This window comes from Novosphingobium bradum, assembly GCF_042646485.1.
Taxonomy (GTDB): Bacteria; Pseudomonadota; Alphaproteobacteria; order Sphingomonadales; family Sphingomonadaceae; genus Novosphingobium; species Novosphingobium bradum.
Map to the genome: position 1 here is coordinate 76,414 of NZ_JBHRTQ010000001.1, position 21,988 is coordinate 98,401.

The 21,988-nt window shown below is 68.2% G+C and carries 19 protein-coding genes; 11 read left to right on the top strand and 8 right to left on the bottom strand.

Translation table 11 applies throughout. The features are described from left to right. The first annotated feature begins 10 nt into the window (after positions 1–10). Positions 11–805 (top strand): SDR family NAD(P)-dependent oxidoreductase, encoded by a 795-nt coding sequence (locus tag ACFOD9_RS00355; protein WP_379508089.1) that lies wholly within the window; start codon positions 11–13, stop codon positions 803–805. 7 nt (positions 806–812) lie between these two features. Here ACFOD9_RS00355 and ACFOD9_RS00360 read toward each other — a convergent pair whose 3' ends face one another. From ACFOD9_RS00360 to ACFOD9_RS00380, 5 genes are all read right to left on the bottom strand, one after another. After that, the gene (locus ACFOD9_RS00360; RefSeq protein ID WP_379508090.1) at positions 813–1,457 is read right to left on the bottom strand and encodes a glutathione S-transferase family protein; all 645 of its coding nucleotides are present in this window, start codon (positions 1,455–1,457) and stop codon (positions 813–815) included. 82 nt (positions 1,458–1,539) lie between these two features. After that, positions 1,540–2,283 carry a DUF2889 domain-containing protein gene (locus ACFOD9_RS00365; RefSeq protein ID WP_379508091.1) on the bottom strand — a complete coding sequence of 248 codons (744 nt, stop codon included), beginning with the start codon at positions 2,281–2,283 and terminating at the stop codon, positions 1,540–1,542. Next, positions 2,284–3,753 carry an aldehyde dehydrogenase family protein gene (locus ACFOD9_RS00370; protein WP_379508092.1) on the bottom strand — a complete coding sequence of 490 codons (1,470 nt, stop codon included), beginning with the start codon at positions 3,751–3,753 and terminating at the stop codon, positions 2,284–2,286. 88 nt (positions 3,754–3,841) lie between these two features. Continuing rightward, positions 3,842–4,597: an SDR family oxidoreductase gene (locus ACFOD9_RS00375; protein WP_379508093.1), complete on the bottom strand. Its 756-nt coding sequence runs from the start codon at positions 4,595–4,597 to the stop codon at positions 3,842–3,844. A gap of 218 nt (positions 4,598–4,815) precedes the next feature. Beyond that, entirely contained in the window at positions 4,816–6,024 is a 1,209-nt protein-coding gene (locus tag ACFOD9_RS00380) for an acetyl-CoA C-acyltransferase (RefSeq protein ID WP_379508094.1), read from the bottom strand. Between the two features lie 191 nt (positions 6,025–6,215). Between ACFOD9_RS00380 and ACFOD9_RS00385 the strand changes: the two genes are divergently transcribed. Continuing rightward, entirely contained in the window at positions 6,216–6,809 is a 594-nt protein-coding gene (locus ACFOD9_RS00385; protein WP_379508095.1) for a nuclear transport factor 2 family protein, read from the top strand. A gap of 130 nt (positions 6,810–6,939) precedes the next feature. Next, positions 6,940–7,818 carry a hypothetical protein gene (locus ACFOD9_RS00390; RefSeq protein WP_379508096.1) on the top strand — a complete coding sequence of 293 codons (879 nt, stop codon included), beginning with the start codon at positions 6,940–6,942 and terminating at the stop codon, positions 7,816–7,818. Here the strand turns inward: ACFOD9_RS00390 and ACFOD9_RS00395 are convergent. Then, positions 7,787–8,839, bottom strand: a complete 1,053-nt coding sequence (locus ACFOD9_RS00395; protein ID WP_379508097.1) for a DNA cytosine methyltransferase — start codon at positions 8,837–8,839, stop codon at positions 7,787–7,789. The genes ACFOD9_RS00390 and ACFOD9_RS00395 overlap by 32 nt on opposite strands. A gap of 147 nt (positions 8,840–8,986) precedes the next feature. On the opposite strand from ACFOD9_RS00395, the gene ACFOD9_RS00400 reads away from it, so the two are divergent. Continuing rightward, entirely contained in the window at positions 8,987–9,202 is a 216-nt protein-coding gene (locus ACFOD9_RS00400; RefSeq protein WP_379508098.1) for a helix-turn-helix domain-containing protein, read from the top strand. Between the two features lie 36 nt (positions 9,203–9,238). Here ACFOD9_RS00400 and ACFOD9_RS00405 read toward each other — a convergent pair whose 3' ends face one another. Together ACFOD9_RS00405 and ACFOD9_RS00410 are read right to left on the bottom strand one after the other, a co-directional pair. Next, positions 9,239–10,021, bottom strand: a complete 783-nt coding sequence (locus ACFOD9_RS00405) for a CmcJ/NvfI family oxidoreductase (RefSeq protein WP_379508099.1) — start codon at positions 10,019–10,021, stop codon at positions 9,239–9,241. Between the two features lie 55 nt (positions 10,022–10,076). Then, positions 10,077–11,156, bottom strand: a complete 1,080-nt coding sequence (locus ACFOD9_RS00410; RefSeq protein ID WP_379508100.1) for an NADH:flavin oxidoreductase — start codon at positions 11,154–11,156, stop codon at positions 10,077–10,079. Positions 11,157–11,340: 184 nt separating this feature from the next. On the opposite strand from ACFOD9_RS00410, the gene ACFOD9_RS00415 reads away from it, so the two are divergent. The 7 genes from ACFOD9_RS00415 to ACFOD9_RS00445 all read left to right on the top strand — a co-directional run bounded on the left by ACFOD9_RS00415 (position 11,341) and on the right by ACFOD9_RS00445 (position 21,928). Then, positions 11,341–12,480: a Gfo/Idh/MocA family protein gene (locus tag ACFOD9_RS00415; protein WP_379508101.1), complete on the top strand. Its 1,140-nt coding sequence runs from the start codon at positions 11,341–11,343 to the stop codon at positions 12,478–12,480. Between the two features lie 127 nt (positions 12,481–12,607). Beyond that, the gene (locus tag ACFOD9_RS00420) at positions 12,608–14,800 is read left to right on the top strand and encodes an acyl-CoA dehydrogenase (RefSeq protein WP_379508102.1); all 2,193 of its coding nucleotides are present in this window, start codon (positions 12,608–12,610) and stop codon (positions 14,798–14,800) included. Between the two features lie 322 nt (positions 14,801–15,122). Then, a complete protein-coding gene (locus ACFOD9_RS00425; protein WP_379508103.1) occupies positions 15,123–16,361 on the top strand; it encodes an amidohydrolase family protein in 1,239 nt (412 codons plus the stop codon). A 13-nt stretch (positions 16,362–16,374) separates the two neighbouring features. Then, positions 16,375–17,217 carry an enoyl-CoA hydratase-related protein gene (locus ACFOD9_RS00430; RefSeq protein ID WP_379508104.1) on the top strand — a complete coding sequence of 281 codons (843 nt, stop codon included), beginning with the start codon at positions 16,375–16,377 and terminating at the stop codon, positions 17,215–17,217. A 52-nt stretch (positions 17,218–17,269) separates the two neighbouring features. Continuing rightward, entirely contained in the window at positions 17,270–18,811 is a 1,542-nt protein-coding gene (locus ACFOD9_RS00435; protein WP_379508105.1) for a class I adenylate-forming enzyme family protein, read from the top strand. Beyond that, positions 18,808–20,385: a class I adenylate-forming enzyme family protein gene (locus ACFOD9_RS00440; protein WP_379508106.1), complete on the top strand. Its 1,578-nt coding sequence runs from the start codon at positions 18,808–18,810 to the stop codon at positions 20,383–20,385. Before ACFOD9_RS00435 ends, ACFOD9_RS00440 begins: the two co-directional genes overlap by 4 nt. After that, entirely contained in the window at positions 20,375–21,928 is a 1,554-nt protein-coding gene (locus tag ACFOD9_RS00445; RefSeq protein WP_379508107.1) for a class I adenylate-forming enzyme family protein, read from the top strand. The genes ACFOD9_RS00440 and ACFOD9_RS00445 overlap by 11 nt, the downstream gene beginning before the upstream one ends. Positions 21,929–21,988 lie beyond the last annotated feature (60 nt).

The following is a 21,988-nucleotide window of genomic DNA, read 5'->3' on the forward strand; positions in this document are numbered from 1 at the left end:
GAGGGAACGGATGGACCTGGGGCTGAAGGATGCGGTGGTCGTGGTCCAGGGCGGATCGCGCGGGATGGGCCGGGCCTCGGCGGAATGCTTCGCGCGCGATGGGGCGCGGGTCGGCATCCTGGGGCGCACCCAGGCCGATCTCGATGAAGCGGTCGCCGCGCTGAAGGCGCTGGGCGCCGCCGATGCCGCCGCCTTCCGCTGCGACGTGGGAAAGCCCGATGAGGTGGAGGCCGCCTTCGCCGCGATCGGCGCGCGCTGGGGCCATATCAACACCCTGGTCAACGTCTCCGGCCCCGACAGCACCGGCACCTTCGACGAGCTTTCCGACGAGGACTGGCTGGCCGTCGTCAATGCCGGCACCCTTGGCATGGTCCGCTGTGTGCGGGCCGCGCTGCCGCTGATGCGAAAGGCCGAGTGGGGGCGGATCGTCAATTTCGCCGCCCATTCGGTCAAGCGGCAGTCGCCCACCCTGATCGGCTATACCGCCGACAAGGCGATGATCGTCAGCGTGACCAAGAACCTCTCGATGACCCTCGCCAGGGAGGGCATCCTCGCCAACACGGTCTGCCCCGGCAGCTTCGCCAGCCCTGCCCTCAAGGGCTTCGTCGCCCGCGTGGGCGGCGATCCCGACGATCTTCACGACATCATGCGGAAGATCGACGAGCATTTCGGCCACCCGGCCTTCATGCCCCGCGCCGGCGATCCGGCCGAAATGGGACCGGTGGTCGCCTTCCTCGGCTCGAAGGTGAACAGCTACATGACCGGGGCCATGATCAACGTCGACGGCGGCTCCGACTTCAGTTGAGCCGCCCTCAGCGCGGCGCCATACTCGCCAGCAAGGCCTCTTCCTCGGCCAGCAGCGCGGCGAACACCGGGCGCGCCCACATCGCCGCCAGCCAGGCGGCGGCGCGGGGGTAGCGCGCCGGATCGGGCCGGCAATCGCCCTCGGCCAGCGAGGCGAAGGCGCTCGCCACCGCAATATCGGCCAGGGTCAGCTGGCCCGCCACAAGGAAGCCGCTATCGGTCACGCTGCGCTCCAGATAGGCGGCCAGGCGCGGGAAGACCTCGCGCTCGACCTGGTCGGCCACTTCCGGCTTGCCCGGCTTGCCATAGAACAGCGGCGCGGCCACCCGGTGGTAGAACACCTTGGCCACGGCCTCCTGCACGATGGTATCGGCATATTCGTCGAACCAGATCGCCCGGGCGCGATCGCGCGGATCGGCGGGGATCAGCGGGTCTTCCGGGAACTTCGCATCAAGATAGGCGACGATCGCGGAGGAATCCGAAATCAGGAAATCGCCGTCGCGGAAGGCCGGAATCTTGCCGAACGGGCTGGCCTCGCGGAACCCCTCGGGATCCTCCTGCGGCGGGGCGAGCCGTAGCTCCAGCCCTTTCTCGGCGGCAAAGGCGCGCACCTTGCGAACGAAGGGCGAAACGGAGCTTCCATAAACGATCACGCGAACACCTCATCAAGCAGGGCCAGCATTTCCGCCCAGGATCGCCGGTTGGCCAGTCGCGGCGCGTGGCGGCGCAGCCCCATCAGGCCGGGCCGAACATCGCGTCGCGGTCGGCCATGGGCGGCGCGCCGATCGCGGCGAAATCGACGTCGGCGCCGGGGCGGCGGCGGGCGATCCCGGCCACCTCGGGCTGGAACGAGAAACAGGCGCCGCTGCCGAACCGCGTGGCATCGATCCCGGCGGGAATGTCATGGCCGCGCCCGATGGCGATCATCGCCGCCCAGCGCAGGATGCGGGCGGCTTCCTGCAATTCGGGCGGCTGCGCGGCCACCCAGCCGGGGATGGCCGAACGGTCGGCCCCGGCCAGCTCCGCCGGGGCGGCGAAGCGCCCGCCTGCCATGCGCCAGTCAAACAGCAGCGCGCCATTGCGCCACAGCTGCGTCACCTGCGCGCCGTCGACCGGATCGGTGACAATGATCTCATAGGCCACCGGCCCCGCCTCGCCGGCATGGGCGCAGGCGAATGTGGCCAGATCGAACAGGTGGGTGCAATTGCGCGTCTTCTCGGCCCGCGCGCCGGCCGCGTCCAGGGTCAGCCCGGTGAAGGTCTGGGCCAACTGGCGGATCGCGCCGGGGCAGGTCGTCCACGGCGAACGCTTCATCGCCGCCTCCACCGAGGTCACCCGCGCGCCATCATGGCCGAGGGTGACGACCATGCGGTGATAGTCGTCTTCCAGTTCGGCGGTCACCCGGCCGGGCGCCGGCTCGATCAGGATGCGCCGGCGATAGCCGGGCCGTTCCCGTTCGGCTGCGCCCGGCCCGGGCACCTAGCCGGCCACCCCGACGCCGATCGACTTGGTCTCGAGGTATTCGTCGAAGCCCTCCAGCCCCCATTCCTTGCCGATGCCGCTCTGCTTGTAGCCGCCGAACGGCAGGTCGGCCATGATCGCCATGCCGCCGTTGACGTTGACCGAGCCGGTCCGCAGCCGCCGCGCGACGCCCAGCGCCCGCTCGCGGTCGGCGCCATAGACGCCGCCCGACAGGCCATAGTCGCTGTCGTTGGCGATGCGGATGGCTTCCTCGTCGCCATCGTAGGGGATCACCACCAGGACCGGGCCGAAGATCTCCTCGCGCGCAATCCGCATCTCGTTGGTAACGTCGACGAAGCAGGTCGGCTCGATGAAGAAGCCCTCGCCCTTGCCCTCGGCCGCCTTGCCGCCGGCCAGCAGCCGGGCGCCTTCCTGCTGCCCGATGGCGATATAGTCGAGCACCCGCGCCTTCTGCTTGGCCGAGATCACCGGCCCCATCACGTTGGCCGGATCGTCATAGCCGCCCCAGACCTGGGCATAACCGGCATAGACCTGCTCAAGAATGGCGACGGCCATGGGATACTTGCTGCGCGGGATCAGCAGGCGGGTGGGATAGGCGCAGCCCTGCCCCGCATGGAAGCACACCAGCGAGCCCATCAGGATCGGCGAGATGTCTTCCAGATCGTCAAGCACGATCGTGGCCGACTTGCCGCCCAGTTCCAGGAACAGGCGCTTCAGCGTGGGCGCGGCGCGCTCCATGATCCGCTTGCCGATCGCGGTCGATCCGGTGAACGAGATCACGTCGACGCGCGGATCGGTGACCAGCATTTCGCCCGCCGTCGCCGGATCGCCCGAGGTGATCACGTTGAACACGCCCGCCGGGAAGCCGGCTTCGGCGGCGACCTCGCCCAGGAGGGCGTTGATCAGCGGGGTTTCCGGCGCGGCCTTGAGCACCACGGTGCAGCCCACCAGCAGGGCCGGGATCACCTTGCCCACCGCGATGTAGAGCGGCACGTTCCACGGGGTGATCGCGCCGACCACGCCCGAAGGCTCCTTGACCACGAAACGGTCGCTCTTGCGGCCCCAGACCTCGGCCTGGCCCATGTCCTTGGTCCATTCGACCTTGCCGTAAAGCGCGATCAGCTGGCCGCAGTAGCCCAGCGGCATATCGACGATCGGGCCGGAAGTCGCCGCCAACGCGGCGCCGCCTTCCACCCGGGCCAGTTCCACGAAGCGGTCGCGGTTGGCCTTGAGGCCCGCCTCGAACTTGCGAACCAGGTCGAGGCGCAGCGCCTCGTTGGTCGGCCAGTCGGTCTGGTCGAAGGCGCGGCGGGCGGCGGCGATCGCCTCCTCCACGTCGGCCGCCGAAGCATCGGCCGCCTGGCCGACGACCTCGCCGGTCCACGGACCGATCACGTCATAGGTCTTGCCGCCGGCGGCGCCGCGCAGCTTGCCATCGATATAGAGCTTGCCTTCGGGCAGGGTCATGGTCGCATTCCTTCCTGTGGCACCGGCCAGGCGGTGCGAAAACCAATCGCGCCGCGCAAGGGGGCGCGGCGCTTGCGCGCAAGCAGGCTCAGCCCGCGTCGGTCCAGCCCGCCGGCAGCCCGTGGAAGGCCACCGAGGGGACATAGAGATCCGCCGGAGAATTGAGGATCAGGCGGAAGGCGTCGACCGTGGATTCGTAGCTCGACGCGCCGCGCGCCATCATGTCGATCCCGCGCTTGCCCGCATCCGCGAACATCCGCATCATCGTCTCGGGCTCGATCTTGGCCGACATCCCCTCGCCCACCATGGTCCCGGCGCGGACCGTGCTGACCCGGATGCCGCGATCATAAAGCTCCAGGTTGAGCATTTGGGTGAAGTTCTCCACCCCCGCCTTCGAGGCCTGGTAGATGGTCAGGAACGGCAGCGGGATCGCCACCGATTCCGAGGTCACGTTGATGATGTGGCCGCCGCGCTTGAGCAGCGGGATCGCCGCGCGGGCACAGAAGGCGGTGCCGGCCAGGTTGGTCATCACCGCATCGGTGATCAGCTCGTCGCTCGCCTCCAGCAGGGTGCTGGGCTGGAACAGGCCGGCATTGTTGATCAGGGCGTCGATCTGGCCGAACGTCTCGGCGATCTGCGCGAAGGCGGCGCGCACCGAATCGGGCGAGGTGATCTCGCAGGCGATCGGCACGGCGCGCTCGCCGATGCCCGTCGCCACTTCCTCCAGCTTCGACAGGGTCCGCCCGAGCATGACGACCGTGTCGCCGTCACTCGCCAGGCGCCGCGACAGCGCCCGACCGAGGCCGCCACCAGCACCCGTGATTACCACAATCTTGCCCGTCATCGTGCTATCCGTCCCGTTCTCGTGGAAACTGCTGGTCATTGCCGCGCCCGGGTTAGCTTTGCCCGCGCCGGGGCGCAAGTAGCTGCCGTGCTATCTAATTTGTTGGGTGCGGGAAAGCCGTCCGGCTTTCCCTTGGCGGCACCAGCCCACTCCCCCACCCGACCACCCATAGGCTACTATCGTTGGGTGGTCGGGTGGGGGAGCGGGCCGGTGCCGCGCTATACCACTTCAAACAAGGCCGCCGCGCCGATCCCGCCGGCCACGCACATCGAGACGACGACATGGCGCACGCCGCGCCGCTTGCCTTCGATCAGGGCGTGGCCGGCCAGGCGCGAGCCGGTCATGCCGAAGGGGTGGCCGATGGCGATGCCGCCGCCGTCCACGTTGAGCCTTTCGGGATCGATGCCCAGGAAGCGCTGGCAATAGATCGCCTGGCTGGCGAAGGCCTCGTTGATCTCCCACAGGCCGATGTCGTCGACGGCGAGGCCGTGGCGCGCCAGCAGCTTGGGGATCGCGTAGATCGGGCCGATGCCCATTTCCTCCGGCTTGCACCCGGCCACCTGGAAGCCGCGGTAGATGCCCAGGATCGGCAGCCCCTCGCGCTCGGCCGTGGCGCGGTCGGCCAGGACCTGGGCCGAGGCGCCGTCGGAAAGCTGGCTGGCATTGCCGGCGGTGACGAAGCGCCCTTCGGCCATGGTCATGCCACCCTTGAACACCGGCTTCAGCCCGGCCAGCTTCTCGGCCGTGGTATCGCCGCGCACGCCCTCGTCGGCGGCGAGGGTCACCGTCTCGTGGCCCAGCGGATTGCCTTCCTTGTCGGACAGCGCCTTGTCCACGGTGATCGGCACGATCTCCTGGGCATAGCGGCCCGCGGCCTGGGCGGCGGCGGCGCGCTGGTGGCTGAGCGCGGAGAAGGCGTCCTGGTCCTCGCGGCTGACCGCGTAGCGTTCGGCCACGATCTCGGCGGTCTCGATCATCGCCATGTAGGCGTGGGGATCGTGCGCCTTCACCGTGTCCGATTCGCGCCGCCAGTTGGGCTGGATGTGGGCGTTGATCGACAGCGAGATCGATTCCACGCCGGCCACCACGGCGGCATCATATTCGTTGGCGATGATCCCGCGCGCGGCCATGGCCAGGGCATTGAGGCCCGAGGAACACTTGCGGTCGATCGAGACGCCCGGCACCTCCAGCGGCAGCGACGAGGCCAGCGCCGCCATGCGGCCGATGTTGTAGCCGTGGGTGCCCCACTGGTTGGCGCAGCCGACATAGACATCGTCGATCAGCGCGGGATCGATCCCGGCGCGGCCCAATGCGGCGTCGATCACGTGGGCGGCGAGGCGCGGGGCATCGGTATCGTTGAGCGCGCCGCGATAGGCCTTGCCGACGCCGGTCCGGGCGGTTGAAACGATGACGGCTTCACGGACCATGACGGCTTCCCTCTCGGCAATTGCGGTTGGCCCGGCCATGCCTCCCTTTGCCGCCAGCGGCAAGCCGGATCGCGCGCCTTTGCCGCCGGCGGCAGGCGCGTGACGATTGCGCCCGGGCGATGCCCGCCGGCTTGCGGGAAGGCTCCGGCCCGGCCAACCTGGCCGAATCACGAAAACAAGGGAGATGTGCCATGCCATCCGTGGAGGAACGCCTGCAGGCGATCGAGGACCGCCTCGCCATCTACAACGTCATCTCGGCCTATGGCCCCACGGTCGATGGCTGCAACCTCGAAGACATGGGCCGCGTCTATGCCGAGCACGGCATCTACGACGTGCGCGATTTCCAGTACATGGACGGCCTTGCCGATATCCGCGCGATGATGAACAGCGTGGGCCACCGCACGCTCACCGGCCACGGCGCGGCCCATATCGGCAGCCTGCCCCATGTCGAGCTGGAAGGCGACCGGGCGATCGCCACCAATTACAACCTGATCTACGGCCGCAAGGACGGCGAACCGGTCCTGCTGCGCCTCAGCATCTCGCGCATCTATCTGTCGCGCGGGAGCCAGGGCTGGCGGATCGACCGGCGGATCATCGATCCGCTCGACGGCCGCGCCTCCTCGCGCGATCTCGCCGCCCGCGCGTTCGAGGGGCCAGACCAGGACCCCGGCGCCCGCGCCGACGCGCTCTCGCTCAACCGGGGCGAACGCGGCACCTGGGACAGCTACGGCGAAGCCCTCGCCCGCAGTAGCCTTACACCTCCGGTAAATCCGGGAGATATCTAAGTTGCACGCGGTATAGATGTGCAACTCGAAACAAATAAACGCACACAATAGGCCGCTTCACTCCGAACCTCCCGGGGCGCACATATTATAGAAGATACCCATTCAGCCGGCAACGTGCTGTCTGGACGGCATGGGATATCGCATCAACACACGCTGGACGCATTCCAAGGCGGCCGAGGAACACGTAAATGTGACCTTCGAATACGAGGGCCGGGAGCCATGGCACCTCGCGTTCCCGATCAAATGCCGCCGGGCCGGACTGGAGCTGGAGGGTGACGCCGAAATCGACGCTTATGTGCGCGAAATGTATGAAAGCCTGGCCCCCCGGCACAGGGATGCATGGCGGGCCGAGGCCGCCGCTTTCTGGCACGCATCGCGGTCTGACGTGACCAAGCCCATCTTCGACAAGATGGCCGAGAATTTCGCCTGGTTTGTTTACGGCGAACTCCCGGCGAATTCCAATCCTGCCCGAAGATTGCAGGATCTGAAGGAAGCTGGCTTCACAATTGGAACCCGCAGGCGCGAAGGAACGCGCGATCTGGAGTTCATGCTCGTCCCGCGCCGCCTGGGATCAAGGACCGGCTATGAATATTGGTCGGGCGCCCTGCGAACCAGGATCATCCGCGTGCTTCGCAATCATGATGCATTCGAAGGAAAGGCCGGAAACCCGAAGCATCTTCTGCCGGATCACAAGTTTCCGGAAATCCGGTGGGATCGCGATACCAAGCGGGATTCCCTCGACCATTTGAGTGATGCGGAAATCAGGGCGGACTTCCAACTCATCACCAACCAGCGGAACCAACAGAAGCGGGAAGTCTGCCGACAATGCCTCGCCACCAACGAACGGGGAACCCCGTTCGGGATCACTTATTACTATGAAGGCACCAAAGCCTGGCCTACCGACGTCCCGCGAACGGGCAAGGACGCGGAACGCGGCTGCATCGGATGTGGCTGGTATGATCTCGGCAAGTGGCGCTCTAGCTTACAAGCGAAGGCCGATCGGGCCTGATGGCGTGGCGCAGCGCAAGGGCTATCTTCTCGGCCAACCGACAAGGCACTGCATTGCCGATCTGCCAATAGGCCTTCTTCATGCCGCCTTCAAAGAAGAACGCATCGGGGAAGGTTTGCAGCCTTGCCAATTCTCGCGCCGAAAGCACCCGGTTCTTTTCATGGTGGATGTGGACCCCACCATGGTTCTCCTTGGCCGCCATGCTGGGGACGCCGGAATACTGCCGCTTGAACGCATCCCTGTAGGTCTCGTATAGCGACCCACCGGGCGGAACCCTGGAAATTCTTTCCTCGAACTGGGCACTGTGCGCCGTCCATTCATGATTGTTCGATGCGGATCGCGGAGCATCCTTGAGATCATCGATCGCGTCATTAATGGATAAATAGTTCGCCTTGTGATGCGTAGGTTGCGGGTAGGGGTTCTTGCTCCCCAGCCGATTCCCGATGAAAATTGCCCGCGTTCGCAGTTGCGGTACGCCGTGCTCTGCCGCCTCCAGCACCCGCACGGAGACGTCTGGATAACCAATTTCCTCAAAACGCTTGAGAATGGCTTCCATGACCGCGCCCTTCTGCATGGTCAGAATGCCGGGCACATTCTCCATGACGAAGTACTTGGGCTGACAGGCCTCGACCGCTCGGCAAAACTCCAGGAACAGCTTGTTGCGCGGATCATCGATGCGGCGCGAACCCGCCACGGAAAAGCCCTGGCACGGGGGGCCGCCAGCCAGCACATCCAGCGGCCTGCCGGCCAGGGCACCGATCATGTCCTGCGCGGTGATGTCCTCGATCGGCCGCTCGAAATGCACGCTGCCCGGGAAGTTCGTCCTGATCGTCGCCGAGGCATACTCATTGATCTCGACCGAAAACATCTTGGCATAGGCAGCCGCCCGGAAGCCGACCGACAGGCCGCCCGCTCCCGAGAAGATGTCCGCAAAGCTCAATTCATGGGCTGTTTCGACCTTGCGGGTGTCCACTTCGTACCAATTCGTGTTGAAAATCGAACGGTCCAGATCCTCACGCAAACGGGTGTAGCGGCTAGTGGCACTGCGAGCTCCGACCAACGTATTCCTCCTCCGTGCCCCGCACGCTACAATAGGCAAGGCCCGCCTATCTACATATTATAGTGGATGCAATGTCCGCCCATCATCTGGCATCACCCGCCTGTGGATATGCGAATTCTGGTTGGGGCAAACGTCCGCTCGGCGCGGCGGCGAATTGGGATGAGCCAAGGGGCACTGTCGGAGGCCTGCGGCTTCAGTCAGCAATACCTGAGCGAGCTGGAAAACGGAAAGCGCAACCCAACCGTCATCACGCTTTTCGAGATTGCCCAAGCCCTGAAAGTCGAGGTCCACAGCCTGTTGTTGCGCCCCGCCGCGATCGAGTGACGCGCTCCGCCACAAGGGCAGCGCCGCCCCCCAGGCTCAGGCGAAGAACGCCACCATCCGTGCCTCGGCGCTGGCGCGCGGCACGGAGGTGGCCGGCGCGCCCTCCAGCCGGAAGGCGCCGTGCAGGCAGCCCAGCGGCCGGGTGGGATCGCTGTCGTAGTTCTTGAACACCAGCGCCTCGTCGAGCGTCATGTCCGGGTAATGGAACCAGCGCTGGCCCGGATCGGCGACCGAGCTGACATAGGGGATCGGCGCGGGAATGTGGTCCTCGATGGTCTGGCCGGTCACCCAGTCCGCCTCGCGCGCGCTGCGCTGGTCGCACAGGGCCAGCGGCACGTCCTGCGGCGGCGGGGTGAGCGCGCGCCAGACATTGTAGATCGCGGTGCGCCGCGCGCCCTGCAAGGCCCGGTCCTCGCCCGCCGCAATCGCCACCATCGCCCGCGCCGCGCCGCGATCCTGGTCGATGTGGACGAATTGCGCCGCCGGGGCAAAAGCGCTGTCGCCGGTGTTGCGGACCACCACGCTGGGGTGGACGGGCACCACGCGGAAGGCGCCGGTCAGCCGGGCCACCAGCGCGGCGCAGGCCGCCATGTAGGTGCCCGCCACCCAGCCCGGATCAAGGAAATCGGCGCCGGCAACCGGGAACTCCACCAGCCGGAACCCCTCGCGCTCAAGATCGGCCTCGGGCGACAATTGGCGCGCGTCGGCCATCACCACGCAGGCGCCAGTCAGCACCTGGGTGGTGCGCGAAGGCGAGGTGTTGCTCCAGATGCCGCCATTGCTGCGGTCCCCGGCGAAGTTGAGCAGGGCCGTGGTCATCTTCACCTCTCCATCTTCCGGCCGCCCGCCAGCCGGCGAACGTCAGGCCAGCGGTTCAGGCCGGTTCGAGCAGGCCCGGCATCCCGCCCAGATAGGCGAGGAACGGCGCGGTCGCCCCCTCCTCGGCCACGTGGGCGCGCGGCAGCGGCAGGGCGGGCATCTCGAAATCGGGATTGTCCGCGATGCGGCGCGGGAAATCATGGTTGGCGATCGCCGCCCGGCCGATCAGCACGAAATCCGCCCCGGCCTCCAGGCACTGGCGCGCCTCGGCGCCCGAACGGATCTTGCCGGCCACGCCCAGCCGGGTTCCGCCGCGCGGCAGGTCGGTGAACCAGCCGATCAGCGGCCGCTCGGCGAAGTCCGGATCGACCGGGGTCATGAACACGTCCCACAGCGACAGGTCGATATAGTCAAGCTGGCCCTCGGCCATCAGCTCGCCCACCAGCTGGCGCGATTCGGCGAGGACGATCCCCATCCGCTCGACCGTCAGCCGCACGCCAAGCGTGAAATCGGGGCGGCAGCGCGCGCGGATCCCGGCGATCACCTCGCGCAGCGGGCTGGCGCGGTTGGCCAGGCTGCCGCCGAAGCGGTCGGTCCGGTGGTTGTGCTCGGGGCTGAGGAAGGCGCAGAGCAGGTAGCCGTGGGCGCCGTGGATCTCGACCCCGTCAAACCCGGCCTCCTGCGCGCGCAGGGCGGCGGCGATGAAGGCCTCGATCATCGCCTCGACCTCACCCGTGGTCATCGCCCGCGCGCCCGAAGCCGCATCCTCCGACGGGCCGACCGGCGGCCCCTCGATCTCCGGCTGGCAGGCGCGGATGCCGGCATGGTAGAGCTGGAGCGACGAGCGGCAGCCCTGCGCGCGCAGCTCCGCGGCCAGACTGGCCAGCGCCGGCACGCAGCCATCGTGATCGATCCCGATCTGCCCCGGGAAGCCCTTGCCATTGGGCTGGACATAGGCCGCCGCGGTCATCACCAGGCCGAATCCGCCGCGCCCGCGCATCAGCAGCCAGTTGCGCTCCTCGTCCGAAAGCAGGCCGCTCGGGCTTTGCTGGTTGGTCAGCGGCGCCAGCATGAAGCGGTTGGGCATGGCCTCGCCACGGGCAAAGGTCATGGGCGCGAACAGATCAGCGGACATCGGCACTCCTCGGGAAATATCCGCGCCTAAAATCGCCCGCGCGGCGGCAAAGGGCAAGCGGCCATCCATCGGGCAGACGATATCGCCGCGCGGCCCGCCCGGCGATTGGCAGGCCCGCGCCGATCGGTTAGCCACGGCCCCGATTTCCACCCCCCGCAATTCCTGCCCTAACCAAGGACCCACCATGACCCGCAAGCTGCGCGTCGGCATCATCAGCGCCAACTGGGGCGCGATCGCCCACCTCCCGGCCTGGCGCACGCTCGACAATGTCGAGGTGACCGCGATCTGCACCTCGCGCCAGGAAACGGCCGAGGCCGCCGCCACCCAGTTCCAGGTCGAACGCCCGTTCTGGAGCGTGGAGGCGATGTGCGCCGATCCCGATATCGACGTGATCGATGTCGGCACCAGCCCGCTCCAGCGCGAGGGCATGGTCGCCACCGCCCTCAAGCACGGCAAGCACGTGATGAACCAGGTGCCCTTCGCCGCCTCGCTCGAAGGCGCGCGCCGGCTGGTCCAGCTCCAGCACGCCGCCGGGGTGCGCGGCGGCGCGGCCACCTCGATGGTCGGCCTGCCCCACGTGGCGATGATGCAGGAACTGATCGCCGATGGCTATGTCGGCGATGTGCTCCAGGTCCAGGCCTCGTGGCAGATGGGCTTCTTCCTCGAGATTTTCCCGGGCTTTTCCTACACCTGGTTCGGCCAGGCCGGCAACGGCACCAGCGTCACCCGCAACCAGGGCAGCCACGTGCTCGGCCTGCTGCGCCACCTGTTCGGGCCGATCACCTCGGTGGTCGGGCGGATGGAAACCCAGCTCCGGCAGTGGACCCTGCCCGATGGCGGCACGATGGACGTGGAAACCGACGATACGCTCCAGTCCATGCTCGCCTTCCAGAGCGGCGCGATGGGCACTTTCGCCACCTCGTGGACCGCGGCCGACAATCCGGGCTTCGCGCTCGAAGTGCTCGGCTCCAAGGGGCGGCTGCGGCTCGATGCCCTGCGCTATCCCAGCGTTGACAGTGCCCGCCTGCGCGGCGCCAAGAGCGTGATGGCGATGGAGCCGCACCTGGCCGATATCGCCGTGCCCGAACGGTTCTTCACGATCGACGGCAAGGTGGTCGGCAACCACGAGATGGACCTCTACAACGGCGGCCAGCGCGTCTCGCTGGCGCGGCTGTTCAGCGGCTTTGCCCACGGCATCATCGATGGGACCGACTATCCCGTGACCTTCGACCGCGCCCTTGAGATCCACGGCATCGTCGAGGCGCTCTACACCAGCCACGAGCGCCGCGCCTGGGTCGATATCGTGCCCGAACGGGTGGCCTGAAGCGGCCATCGCGGCGGCGATTTCCCCTTCGGTCCGGTTGAAACGGCGCCCGTCCCGGCGCTTATGACCGGTCAAAGGCATGGCGCGGCCACACCACGAAGGCCCGCCACCACGGGAGCGACCGCAGATGAATTTCGAGCCGACCGACGACCAGAAGATGATCGTCGAGACCTTCGCCCGGTTCCTCGATGAACACAGCACCACCGCCCGCGTCCGCGCCGCCATGCCCACCGGGTTCGACCGTGAGCTGTGGCGCGGGTTCGCGGATCTGGGCGGCCTGGCGATGCGGGTGCCGGAAAGCGCCGGCGGCCTGGGCCTGGGGCTGTTTGATGCGGTGCTGGTCATGCAGGAGCTGGGCCGCACCCTCGGCTCCGGCCCCTTTGCCGAAGCCATCGCCGCCTCGCGCGTGCTGGCCGCCGCCGGGGAGGGCGAACTGCTCGGCCAGGTCATGGCCGGCGAGGCCGTGGTGGTCCTTGCGCTTCACGACGCCGCCGAACGCCCGAGCCAGATCGTCGCGGGCGGTGCGGTGGCCGATGGCGTGATCGTGCGCGAAGGCGGCAAGGCATGGCTGGTCACCCCCACCGAGGCCGAACGCCAGGGCGAGCCCAACCTTGCCGGCACCCCGCTGGCCGAGATCGCGCTCACCGGGGCCAACCGGCGCTTGCTTGCCGCCGGCACGGCCGACGAGGTGCTGCGCGCGGTCGAGGAGTGGAAGCTGCTGATCGCCGCCGCGCTGGGCGGCCTCTCCGCCCAGGCGCTGCGCCTGGCCGGTGCCTATGCCTCGGAGCGGGTCCAGTTCGGCCAGCTGATCGGCACCTACCAGGGCGTCTCCCACCCGCTGGCCGATTTCTACGCCGACAACGAAAGCGGCCGCTACTTCATCTGGAAGATCATCTACGACATCGCCAATGGCGTGCCCGATGCCGCGGCCGAGATCTCGCTCGCCCTGTGGTGGATGGCCAAGACCGCCACCGGCGCGGTCGCCCGCGCGCTCCACACCTTCGGCGGCTATGGCCTGACCACCGAATATGACGTCCACCTGTTCAACCTGCGCGCCAAGGCCTGGCCGCTGGTGCTGGGCGATCCGGCCGACCTGCTCCACGAAGGCGCCGCGCGGCGCTATGGCGGGCAGGCCGCGCTGCTGCCCGATGCCGGCGCGGTGTCGATCGATTTCGACCTTGGCGAAGATGCCTATGCGCTGGCCGATGAAGTGCGCGCCGCCTTCGCGCAGATCCTCACCCCCGAACTGCGCGCCAAGGCCCACTATTCCTTCGATGGCCACGATCGCGGCGTGGACAAGGCACTGGCCGAGCGCGGCCTGCTCTATCCGGGCTGGCCGAAGGAAATGGGCGGGCGCGGCGCCAGCCCCTATGCCGCGGGCGCGGCGGCGCGGGTGTGGGAGGAGATCGGCTGGTCGGCCCATGCCCAGTCCACCAGCAAGATGGTCGGCCAGATCATCAACCTGTTCGGCAGCGACGCGCTGAAGGCCGATGCGCTCCAGAAAATCATCCGCGGCGAGGCGATCTGCTCGCTGGGCTACAGCGAACCCCACGCCGGCTCCGACGCCTTCGCCGCGAAAACCCGCGCGGTGCGCGAAGGGGACGGCTGGCGGATCACCGGGCAGAAGATGTTCACCTCGGGCGCCAACATCGCCGACTATGTGATGCTGCTCACCCGCACCGATCCCGATCTGCCCAAGCACAAGGGGCTGACCATGTTCCTGGTGCCGCTGAACTCGGAAGGGATCACGATCCAGCCGGTCTACACCTTCCAGGACGAACGCACCAACATCACCTACTATGACAACGTCTTCGTCCCCGACAGCCACCGGCTGGGCGAAGTCAACGGCGGCGGCAAGGTCACCGCGGCGGGCCTCTCCTTCGAGCATGGCGGGGCGGGCTTCCTCGCGCCGCTGCTGCGCCTCCTGGCCGAAACGGAAGAGTTCTGCCGCACCACCACGCGCAGGGGCCGCCCGCTGATCGAGGATCCGCTGGTCCAGGCCCGCCTCGCCCGGGTGTTCTGCCATGGCGAGCTGGTCTCGATGATCGGCAACCTCCTGTCATGGGCCAGCGTGGAGAAGAAGGGCGGGCTGGTCGGCTCGATCGGCAAGCTGTTCTCCTCCGAGATGTTCCAGGCCGACGCCGCCGACCTGATCGATCTCGCCGCGCCGGAAAGCCTGTTCAAGCGCAAGGGGCCGATCGCATACATCAACCAGTCCTACCGCCATGCCCAGGGCACCACGATCTACGGCGGGACCAGCGAGATCCACCGCAGCCAGGTGGCCGAGCGCGGGCTGGGCCTGCCCCGCTCGCGCAGCTAAGGCGGCGGGCGCCAGGGGGAGTCGGGGCCGGGACTCCGGAGCCGGGAATCACCGACCCCACCCCCCGCCACGGCGCCCCGCAACCCGGACCAAGGGGCCGGAATAGCGCGATTGCGCGGGGCTGCGCCGTGCCTTGACACCCTGTGCAATCGGGTAGACAGAAAATCTGTTGCGGCCTCCCGGCGGGCTGGGGCAGCGGGCGATGCGATGGGCATCCGCAAGCTGTCGGCCAGGTTCGGGAACGGCCGAAAACTGTCGCGGGCGCTGCCCGCAAACTGTTGAAGCTGCCGGGTATAACCGGTGCTCCCATCGGAGATTTGCAATGTCGGATACTGCTACACTGGACCGCTTCTCGTCCCCGGACGTGAAGGTCGCTCCCGAAATCGGCTACGCGCTGTTCGACGCGGACAGCCACTACTATGAGCCGGAAGACGCGCTCACCCGCCACCTGCCCAAGGAATGGCGCCGCCGCGGTCCCAAGTGGGCCGAGATCAACGGCCGCAAGCGCCTGATCCTGGGCGATCAGGTGTTCAACTACATCCCCAACTCCACCTTCGATCCGATCGCCAAGCCCGGCTGCGCGCACGATTATTTCGCCGCCAAGCTCGGCGGCAAGAGCCTGGTCGAAGTGATGGGCGATCTCGAACCCATCGCCAACCGCCCCGAATACCGCGATCGCGATGCCCGCATCAAGGTGATGAACGAACAGGGCGTGGGCGCCACCTGGCTGTTCCCCACCCTCGCGGTCGGCCTCGAAGTGTCGTGGAAGCACGATCCCGAAGCGTTCCGCGCCGTCCTGCGCGCCTTCAACCGCTGGCTGGTCGATGATTGGGGCATGGCCTACCAGGACCGCATCTTCGGCATTCCGGTGATCACCCTGGGCGATCCGGCCTGGGCGCTGGAAGAAGTGGAATGGGCGATCAAGCAGGGCGCCAGGATCATCTCGCTCCGCAATGGCCCGATCTACACCAGCGCCGGCACCACCTCGCCGGGCGCCCCCGAATACGATCCGATCTGGGCGCGCTGCGAGGAAGCGGGCATTGTCGTCGCGCCCCACGCCGGCGATGATGGCTACGATTTCCTTGGCGCCATGTGGGAACCCTGGTCCGATCGCTCGGGCTTCCACGTCACCCCGCTGCAGAAGTGCGTCACCTCGCAGCGCGCCGTGCCCGATTTCTTCGCGGCGGTGTTCTGCCACAAGGTGTTCGAACGCTTCCCGCGCCTGCGGATGGCCTCGGTTGAAAACGGCGCGGCCTGGGTCGCCCCGCTGCTCACCCGGCTCTATCGCGGCTATGCCCAGGTCAAGGGCTACTACCAGAAGAACCCGGTCGACCAGTTCCACGAGCATCTGTGGGTCACCCCGTTCTGGGAAGACAACCTCGATGATCTGTCCAAGGTCATGCCGGTGGAGCGGATCATCTTCGGGTCTGACTGGCCGCACGTCGAAGGCGTCGAAAAGCCGGTTGATTTCTTCAAGGAAGTCAAGAACTTCAGCCCCGAAGACCAGCGCAAGATCATGCGCGAGAACGTCGCGGCGCTGACCGCCACGGCCAACGTCTGACGGCGAGGGGGGGATGGCCGACATCTGGGGCGATGCGGGCGGCGAGCCGACCATCCTGGCCGAAGTGCGCGAGGGGGTCGGCGTCGTCACCCTCAACCGCCCGGCCAGGCTCAACGCCTGGACCCCGGACATGGGCACCCTCTACTTCGACACCCTGGACCAGCTGGCGCGGAACGATGAAGTCCGCGCCATCCTGGTCCACGGCGCCGGCCGCGCCTTCTGCGCCGGCGCCGATATGTCGGGCCTGTCCGGCCTGACCGAGACCGGCGGTTTCGGCCAGGCCCGCGACCCGCGCAGCTACTGGTTCCCGATGTCGATCGGCAAGCCGATCGTCGCGGCGATCAAGGGGCCGTGCTACGGCGTCGGACTCCAGCAGGCGCTGGTGGCCGACGTGCGCTTCGGCGCCACCGACGCGAAGATTTCCGGCCCCTATGCCAAGCGCGGCCTGATCGCCGAGGTGGGCATCAGCTGGATGCTCTCGCGCATCGTCGGCGTCGGCCATGCGATGGACCTGATGCTCTCGGGCCGTGCGCTGACCGGCGAGGAAGCGCTGGCCATGGGCCTCATCAACCGCCTGGTCGAACCCGATGCCCTGTTCGACGAGGCTTTCGCCTATGCCAGGGCCATGGCCGGCGAATGTTCGCCGTGGTCGATGCGGATGATCAAGCAGCAGCTCTACCACGATCTGATGCGCGGCTTCTCGCCCTCGTTCCAGCATTCCGAGGATCTCCTGCAAGTCGCCATGCAGGGCGCGGATTTCCGCGAGGGCATCGCCGCCTTCCGCGACAAGCGGCCGCTGGATTTCTCCCCGCTCGCGCCCGATCTCGCCCGGCTCGATCCCTGGCCGGAAGGATAGCCCGGTGCCTGCCGCAGCGGCTGCCCCCGGCCTCTCGCTCTGGCCGGCAGATATGTCCATGCCGCTCCTGGCCGAATCGATCGGCGATCTCCTGCGCGCCAATGCCGCCCGCCGGGGCCAGCGCGCCGCCGTCCTGATCCCCACCCCCGCCGGCCCCGCCAATCCCGCCGGTATCGAAACGATCACCCATGGCCGCCTACTGGAGCTGGCCGAAAACACCGCGCGGTGGCTCGCGGCGCGGGCCGGCCCGGGCGAACGGATCGCCCTGTGGTCGCGCAATGCCTTCGATTCGGTGGTCCTCCAGCACGCCTGCGCCCTGTCGGGCACGATCATCGCCCCGTTCAACACCGGGTGGAGCGATGCCGAGGCGGCCCATGCCCTTGCCCTCACCCGCCCGGCCCTGGCCTTCGCCGGGCTCGACAATCGCGGGGCCGACCTCCTCGCCCGCGCCGCCGCCCTGGCCAGCTGCCCGGTCCACCGGCTCGATGAAGTGGCCCTGATCGCCGCCGCCGCGCAGGATCATCCCCTGCCGCCAACCAGCCAGTCCACCCCCTTCCTGATCCAGTTCACCAGCGGCACCACCGGCAAGGCCAAGGGCGCCCTGCTCAGCCAGCGCGCCGCGCTCCTCGGCGGCTGGCTGCGCCCCACGCTCGACGGCATCGGCGAGGACGATCTCTGGCTCAACGCGGTGCCCTATCACCATGTCGGCGGGTCCTGCGCGATCATCCTGGGCGCCCTCTCCACCGGCAGCGCCTTCGTCATGCTCGAACGCTATGACCGCGAGCAGCTGGTCGCCCTGATGACCACGCTCAGGCCCACCCGGATGGGCGGCGTGCCCACCATGTGGCACGATATCCTCGCCGCCGAGACGCTGCCGCCCCACGGCACGGTGCGCTTCGTCACCCTGGGCGGGGCGAGCGTTCCGGGCAGCCTGGTCATGGCGGTGCGGGAACGCCTGGGCGCGCACTGCGTGATCGGCTTCGGCCAGTCGGAATGCCCGGTCGCCACCGGCACCCTCAAGGGCAGTCCGCTGGACGAAATCTGCGATTCGGTCGGCCGGGCCGTGCCCCACACCGCGATAGCCATCGTCGACCGCGAAGGCCGGCCCGTGCCCTTTGGCGAAACCGGCGAGATCTGCGTGCGCTCGCCCGCCGTGATGGACGGCTACTGGGACAATCCCGAGGCCACCGCCACCACGATCACTGCCGATGGCTTCCTCCACACCGGCGATCTCGGCACGATGGAGCCCGATGGCCTGGTCCGGATTCGCGGCCGCCTGCGCGAGGTGATCATCCGCGGCGGCGAGAACGTCTATCCGCCCGAGATCGAGGCCGTGCTCCACACCCACCCGGCCGTCGCCATGGCCGCGGTGGTCGGGGTCGATCACCAGCGGCTCGGCCAGGATGTCGCCGCGGTGATCCAGTTGCGCCCCGGGGCCACCGCGCAGACCCGCGAACTTGAAGATTTTGTCGAAAAATATGTTGCCCGTTTCAAGGTGCCTCGCCACTGGCACTATGTGGAAGCGATGCCGATGACCGTTTCGGGCAAGATCCGGAAGGTCGAACTGGAACAACTGTTCGGGCAGGAAAAATGAACGAAGCACAAGCCGCGGCCCAGCCCTCCGATATGCTGGCGCGCGATACCATGGCCGCCCTGCTGCGCCATCAGGCCCGGCTGGGCGACAAGAGCCTGGTCGTCGTCGATACCAAGCGGCTCAGCTATGCCGATGCCGATCGCCGCTCGCGCAAGCTCGCCAGCGGCCTTGCCGCCGGCGGCATTGGGCGCGGCAGCCGGGTGGCCATGCTGTTCGGCAATGGCCCCGATTTCGCGGTCTGCTTCCTCGCGCTCGCCCGCATCGGCGCGCTGGCCATGCCGATCTCCACCCTGTCCACGCCCATCGAGATCGGCGGAATGCTCCGCAATGCCGATGCGGAGTTCTTCCTGTCCACCCCGTCCTACCGGGGCAAGGATTTCGGCGCGATCGTCGCCCGCGCGCTCGGCACCGAGGACATCGCCGGCGATCTGCTGCTGGCCGACCTGCCGGTGCTGCGCCGCGTCTGGATCGGGATCGAAGGCCCGGAAGCGGCCGGCGACGCCGATGATCCCCGCGTCGTGGCGCTCGAAGCCCAGGTTTCGCCGGCCGATCCGCTGGTGGTGATCCACACCTCCGGCTCCACCAGCGCGCCCAAGGGCGTCACCCACACCCACGGCCAGGTGCTTCGCAACATGGCCCGCCAGAACCTGCGGCGCGACTATACCGAGAAGGAGTGCCTGCTCTCCAACTCGCCGTGGTTCTGGATCGGCGGCCTTGCCTTCGGCTTCATCGCCACGCTCACCGCCGGGGCCAGGCTGCTGTGCACCTCGCTGCCGCCGGCAGAAGCGCTCGACCTGATCGAGGCCGAACAGCCGACCATGACCAACGGCGTCGCCTCCACGGTCCTCGCCCTCGCCAAGGACCCCAGCTTCGCGGGCCGCAACCTCTCCTCGATGCGGCGCGGCAACCTTTACCCGATCATGCCGCCCGACGTGCGCCCCGCCGATCCCGAACTGCGCTACAACCTCCTCGGCATGACCGAGACCGGCAGTGTCTACCTGCTCGGCGGCCATGAACAGGATCTGCCCGAGGCCAAGCGCGGCTCCTTCGGCAGCGCGGTGGAAGGCGTGGAAACCCGCATCGTCGATCCCGAAACCGGGCTGGACGGCCCGGCCGGCGAGATGTGGGTGCGCGGCGCCAATGTCATGCAGGGCTACTATGGCCGCGAACGCCACGAGGCCTTCGATGATGACGGCTGGTTCCACACCGGCGACATGATGGCCGTCGATGCCGATGGCGATTTCTATTTCAAGGGCCGCACCGGCGACATCATCCGCACCTCGGGCGCGCAGGTTTCCCCGCGCGAGGTCGAGGGCGCGATCAGCGAGGCGGCCTCCGGGCGGATGTCGATCGTCATCGGCATTCCCGATCCCGAGCGCGATAACCTGGTCACCGCGGTGATGGTCGGCGATGAGCCGGTCGATGGCGATGCCCTGCGCCTCGCGCTCAAGGCGCGCCTCGCCCCCTACAAGATCCCGCGCAAATGGGTGCAGATGGCGGAGAAGGACCTTCCCACGATGTCGAGCGGCAAGATCGATCTTCGCAAGCTGGTGGAGATCGTCCGTGACCTCTGAAACCGAAATGATGCCGCTCACGATTCCCGCCCTGCTCGCCCACCGCGCTGCGCGGGCGCCGCATGGCGAAGCCCTGGTCGATGAGACCGGGCGGATCGACTGGGCCGGCCTCGAAGCCCGCTCGGCGGCCCGCGCCGCCTGGCTGGTGGCCCGCGGCGTCAACAAGACCCACCGGGTCGGCCTCCTCGCCCCCAACGGGATCGACTGGGCGATCACCGCCATGGCCGTCATGCGGATCGGCGCCGTGCTGGTCCCGCTCTCCACCCTCCTGCGCGGTGGCGAACTGCACGACCAGCTCGCCGCCGCCGGTGTCCGCCACCTGATCGCCGCCAAGGCGTTCCGGGGCCGCGACTATCAGGCCGAATTGGCCGCGCTCGACCGCGCGGCCCTGCCCAACCTCCACAACCTGTGGTGGCTGGATGACCTGGGCGAGGAAGCCGGCGAGGCCGCGCAGGCCGTCGCCGCCGCGCTCGCCCTCCGGGTCGTGCCCGCCGATGACATGGCGGTGATCTTCACCTCCGGCAGCCGCGCCGCCCCGCGCGGGGTGATCCACACCCACGGCGCCGGCCTGCGCTCGGTCGCCGCCGGCGTGGGTCCGCGCTGCGTGCGCGAGGGCACCCGGCTCTATATCCCGATGCCGTTCTTCTGGGTGGGCGGCTTCGCCACGGGCCTCGTCACCGCGCTGGTCGCCGGCGCCACCCTGCTGACCGAGGCCGTGCCCGAACCGGCGCGCACGCTGAAGTTCCTCGAAGCCGAGAAGGTCACCCTGTTCCGCGGCTGGCCCGATCAGGCCGCTGCCCTCGCCCGCCACCCCGATTTTCCGGCAACCGACCTGTCCGGCCTCACCGCCGGCAGCCTCGATCCGGTCCTTCCGCCCGCGCTCCAGGCCCGCCCCGGCGCCCGCGCCAACCTCTTCGGGATGACCGAGAGCTTCGGCTCCTGGTGCGGCTGGCCGCTCGATCAGGACCTGCCCGAAGGCAAGCACGGTTCCTGCGGCAAGCCGTTCTCCGGCACCCTCGTGCGCGTGGCCGATCCCGCCAGCGGCGCGATCCTGCCGGCGGGCAGCGAAGGCGTGCTCCAGCTTGGCGGGCACAACCTTCTGCGCGGCATCTGCGGGCTGGAACGCGAGGCCGTGTTCACCCCCGATGGCTGGTTTGCCACCGGCGACATGGGCCGGATCGATGCCGATGGCTTCGTCTGGTTCACCGGCCGGGCCGATGACATGGTCAAGATCAGCGGCGCCACGGTCTATCCGGCCGAAGTGGAAACCGCGCTCCAGGCCATTCCCGGCGTCGCCCGCGCCTATGCCACCGATCTCGCGGTCGATGGCCGCACCGCGATGGGCGCCGCCGTGGTCCCCACCGCGCCCGGCACGCTCGATCTCGCTGCCCTCGTCGCCGCCGCGAAGGACCGCCTCAGCGCCTTCAAGGTGCCCGCCCGCTGGGCCATGCTCGAAAGCGAGGCGCAGGTGCCGCGCAACGGCTCGGGCAAGGTTGACAAGGGCGCCCTCCAGGCGCTGCTCGCTGCCGGCCAGCCCGGCTGATCCCTTTCGTTTTCACGCGGCAGACCGGGGGGTCGTGCCGCACCATCCATTCCAGGAGTT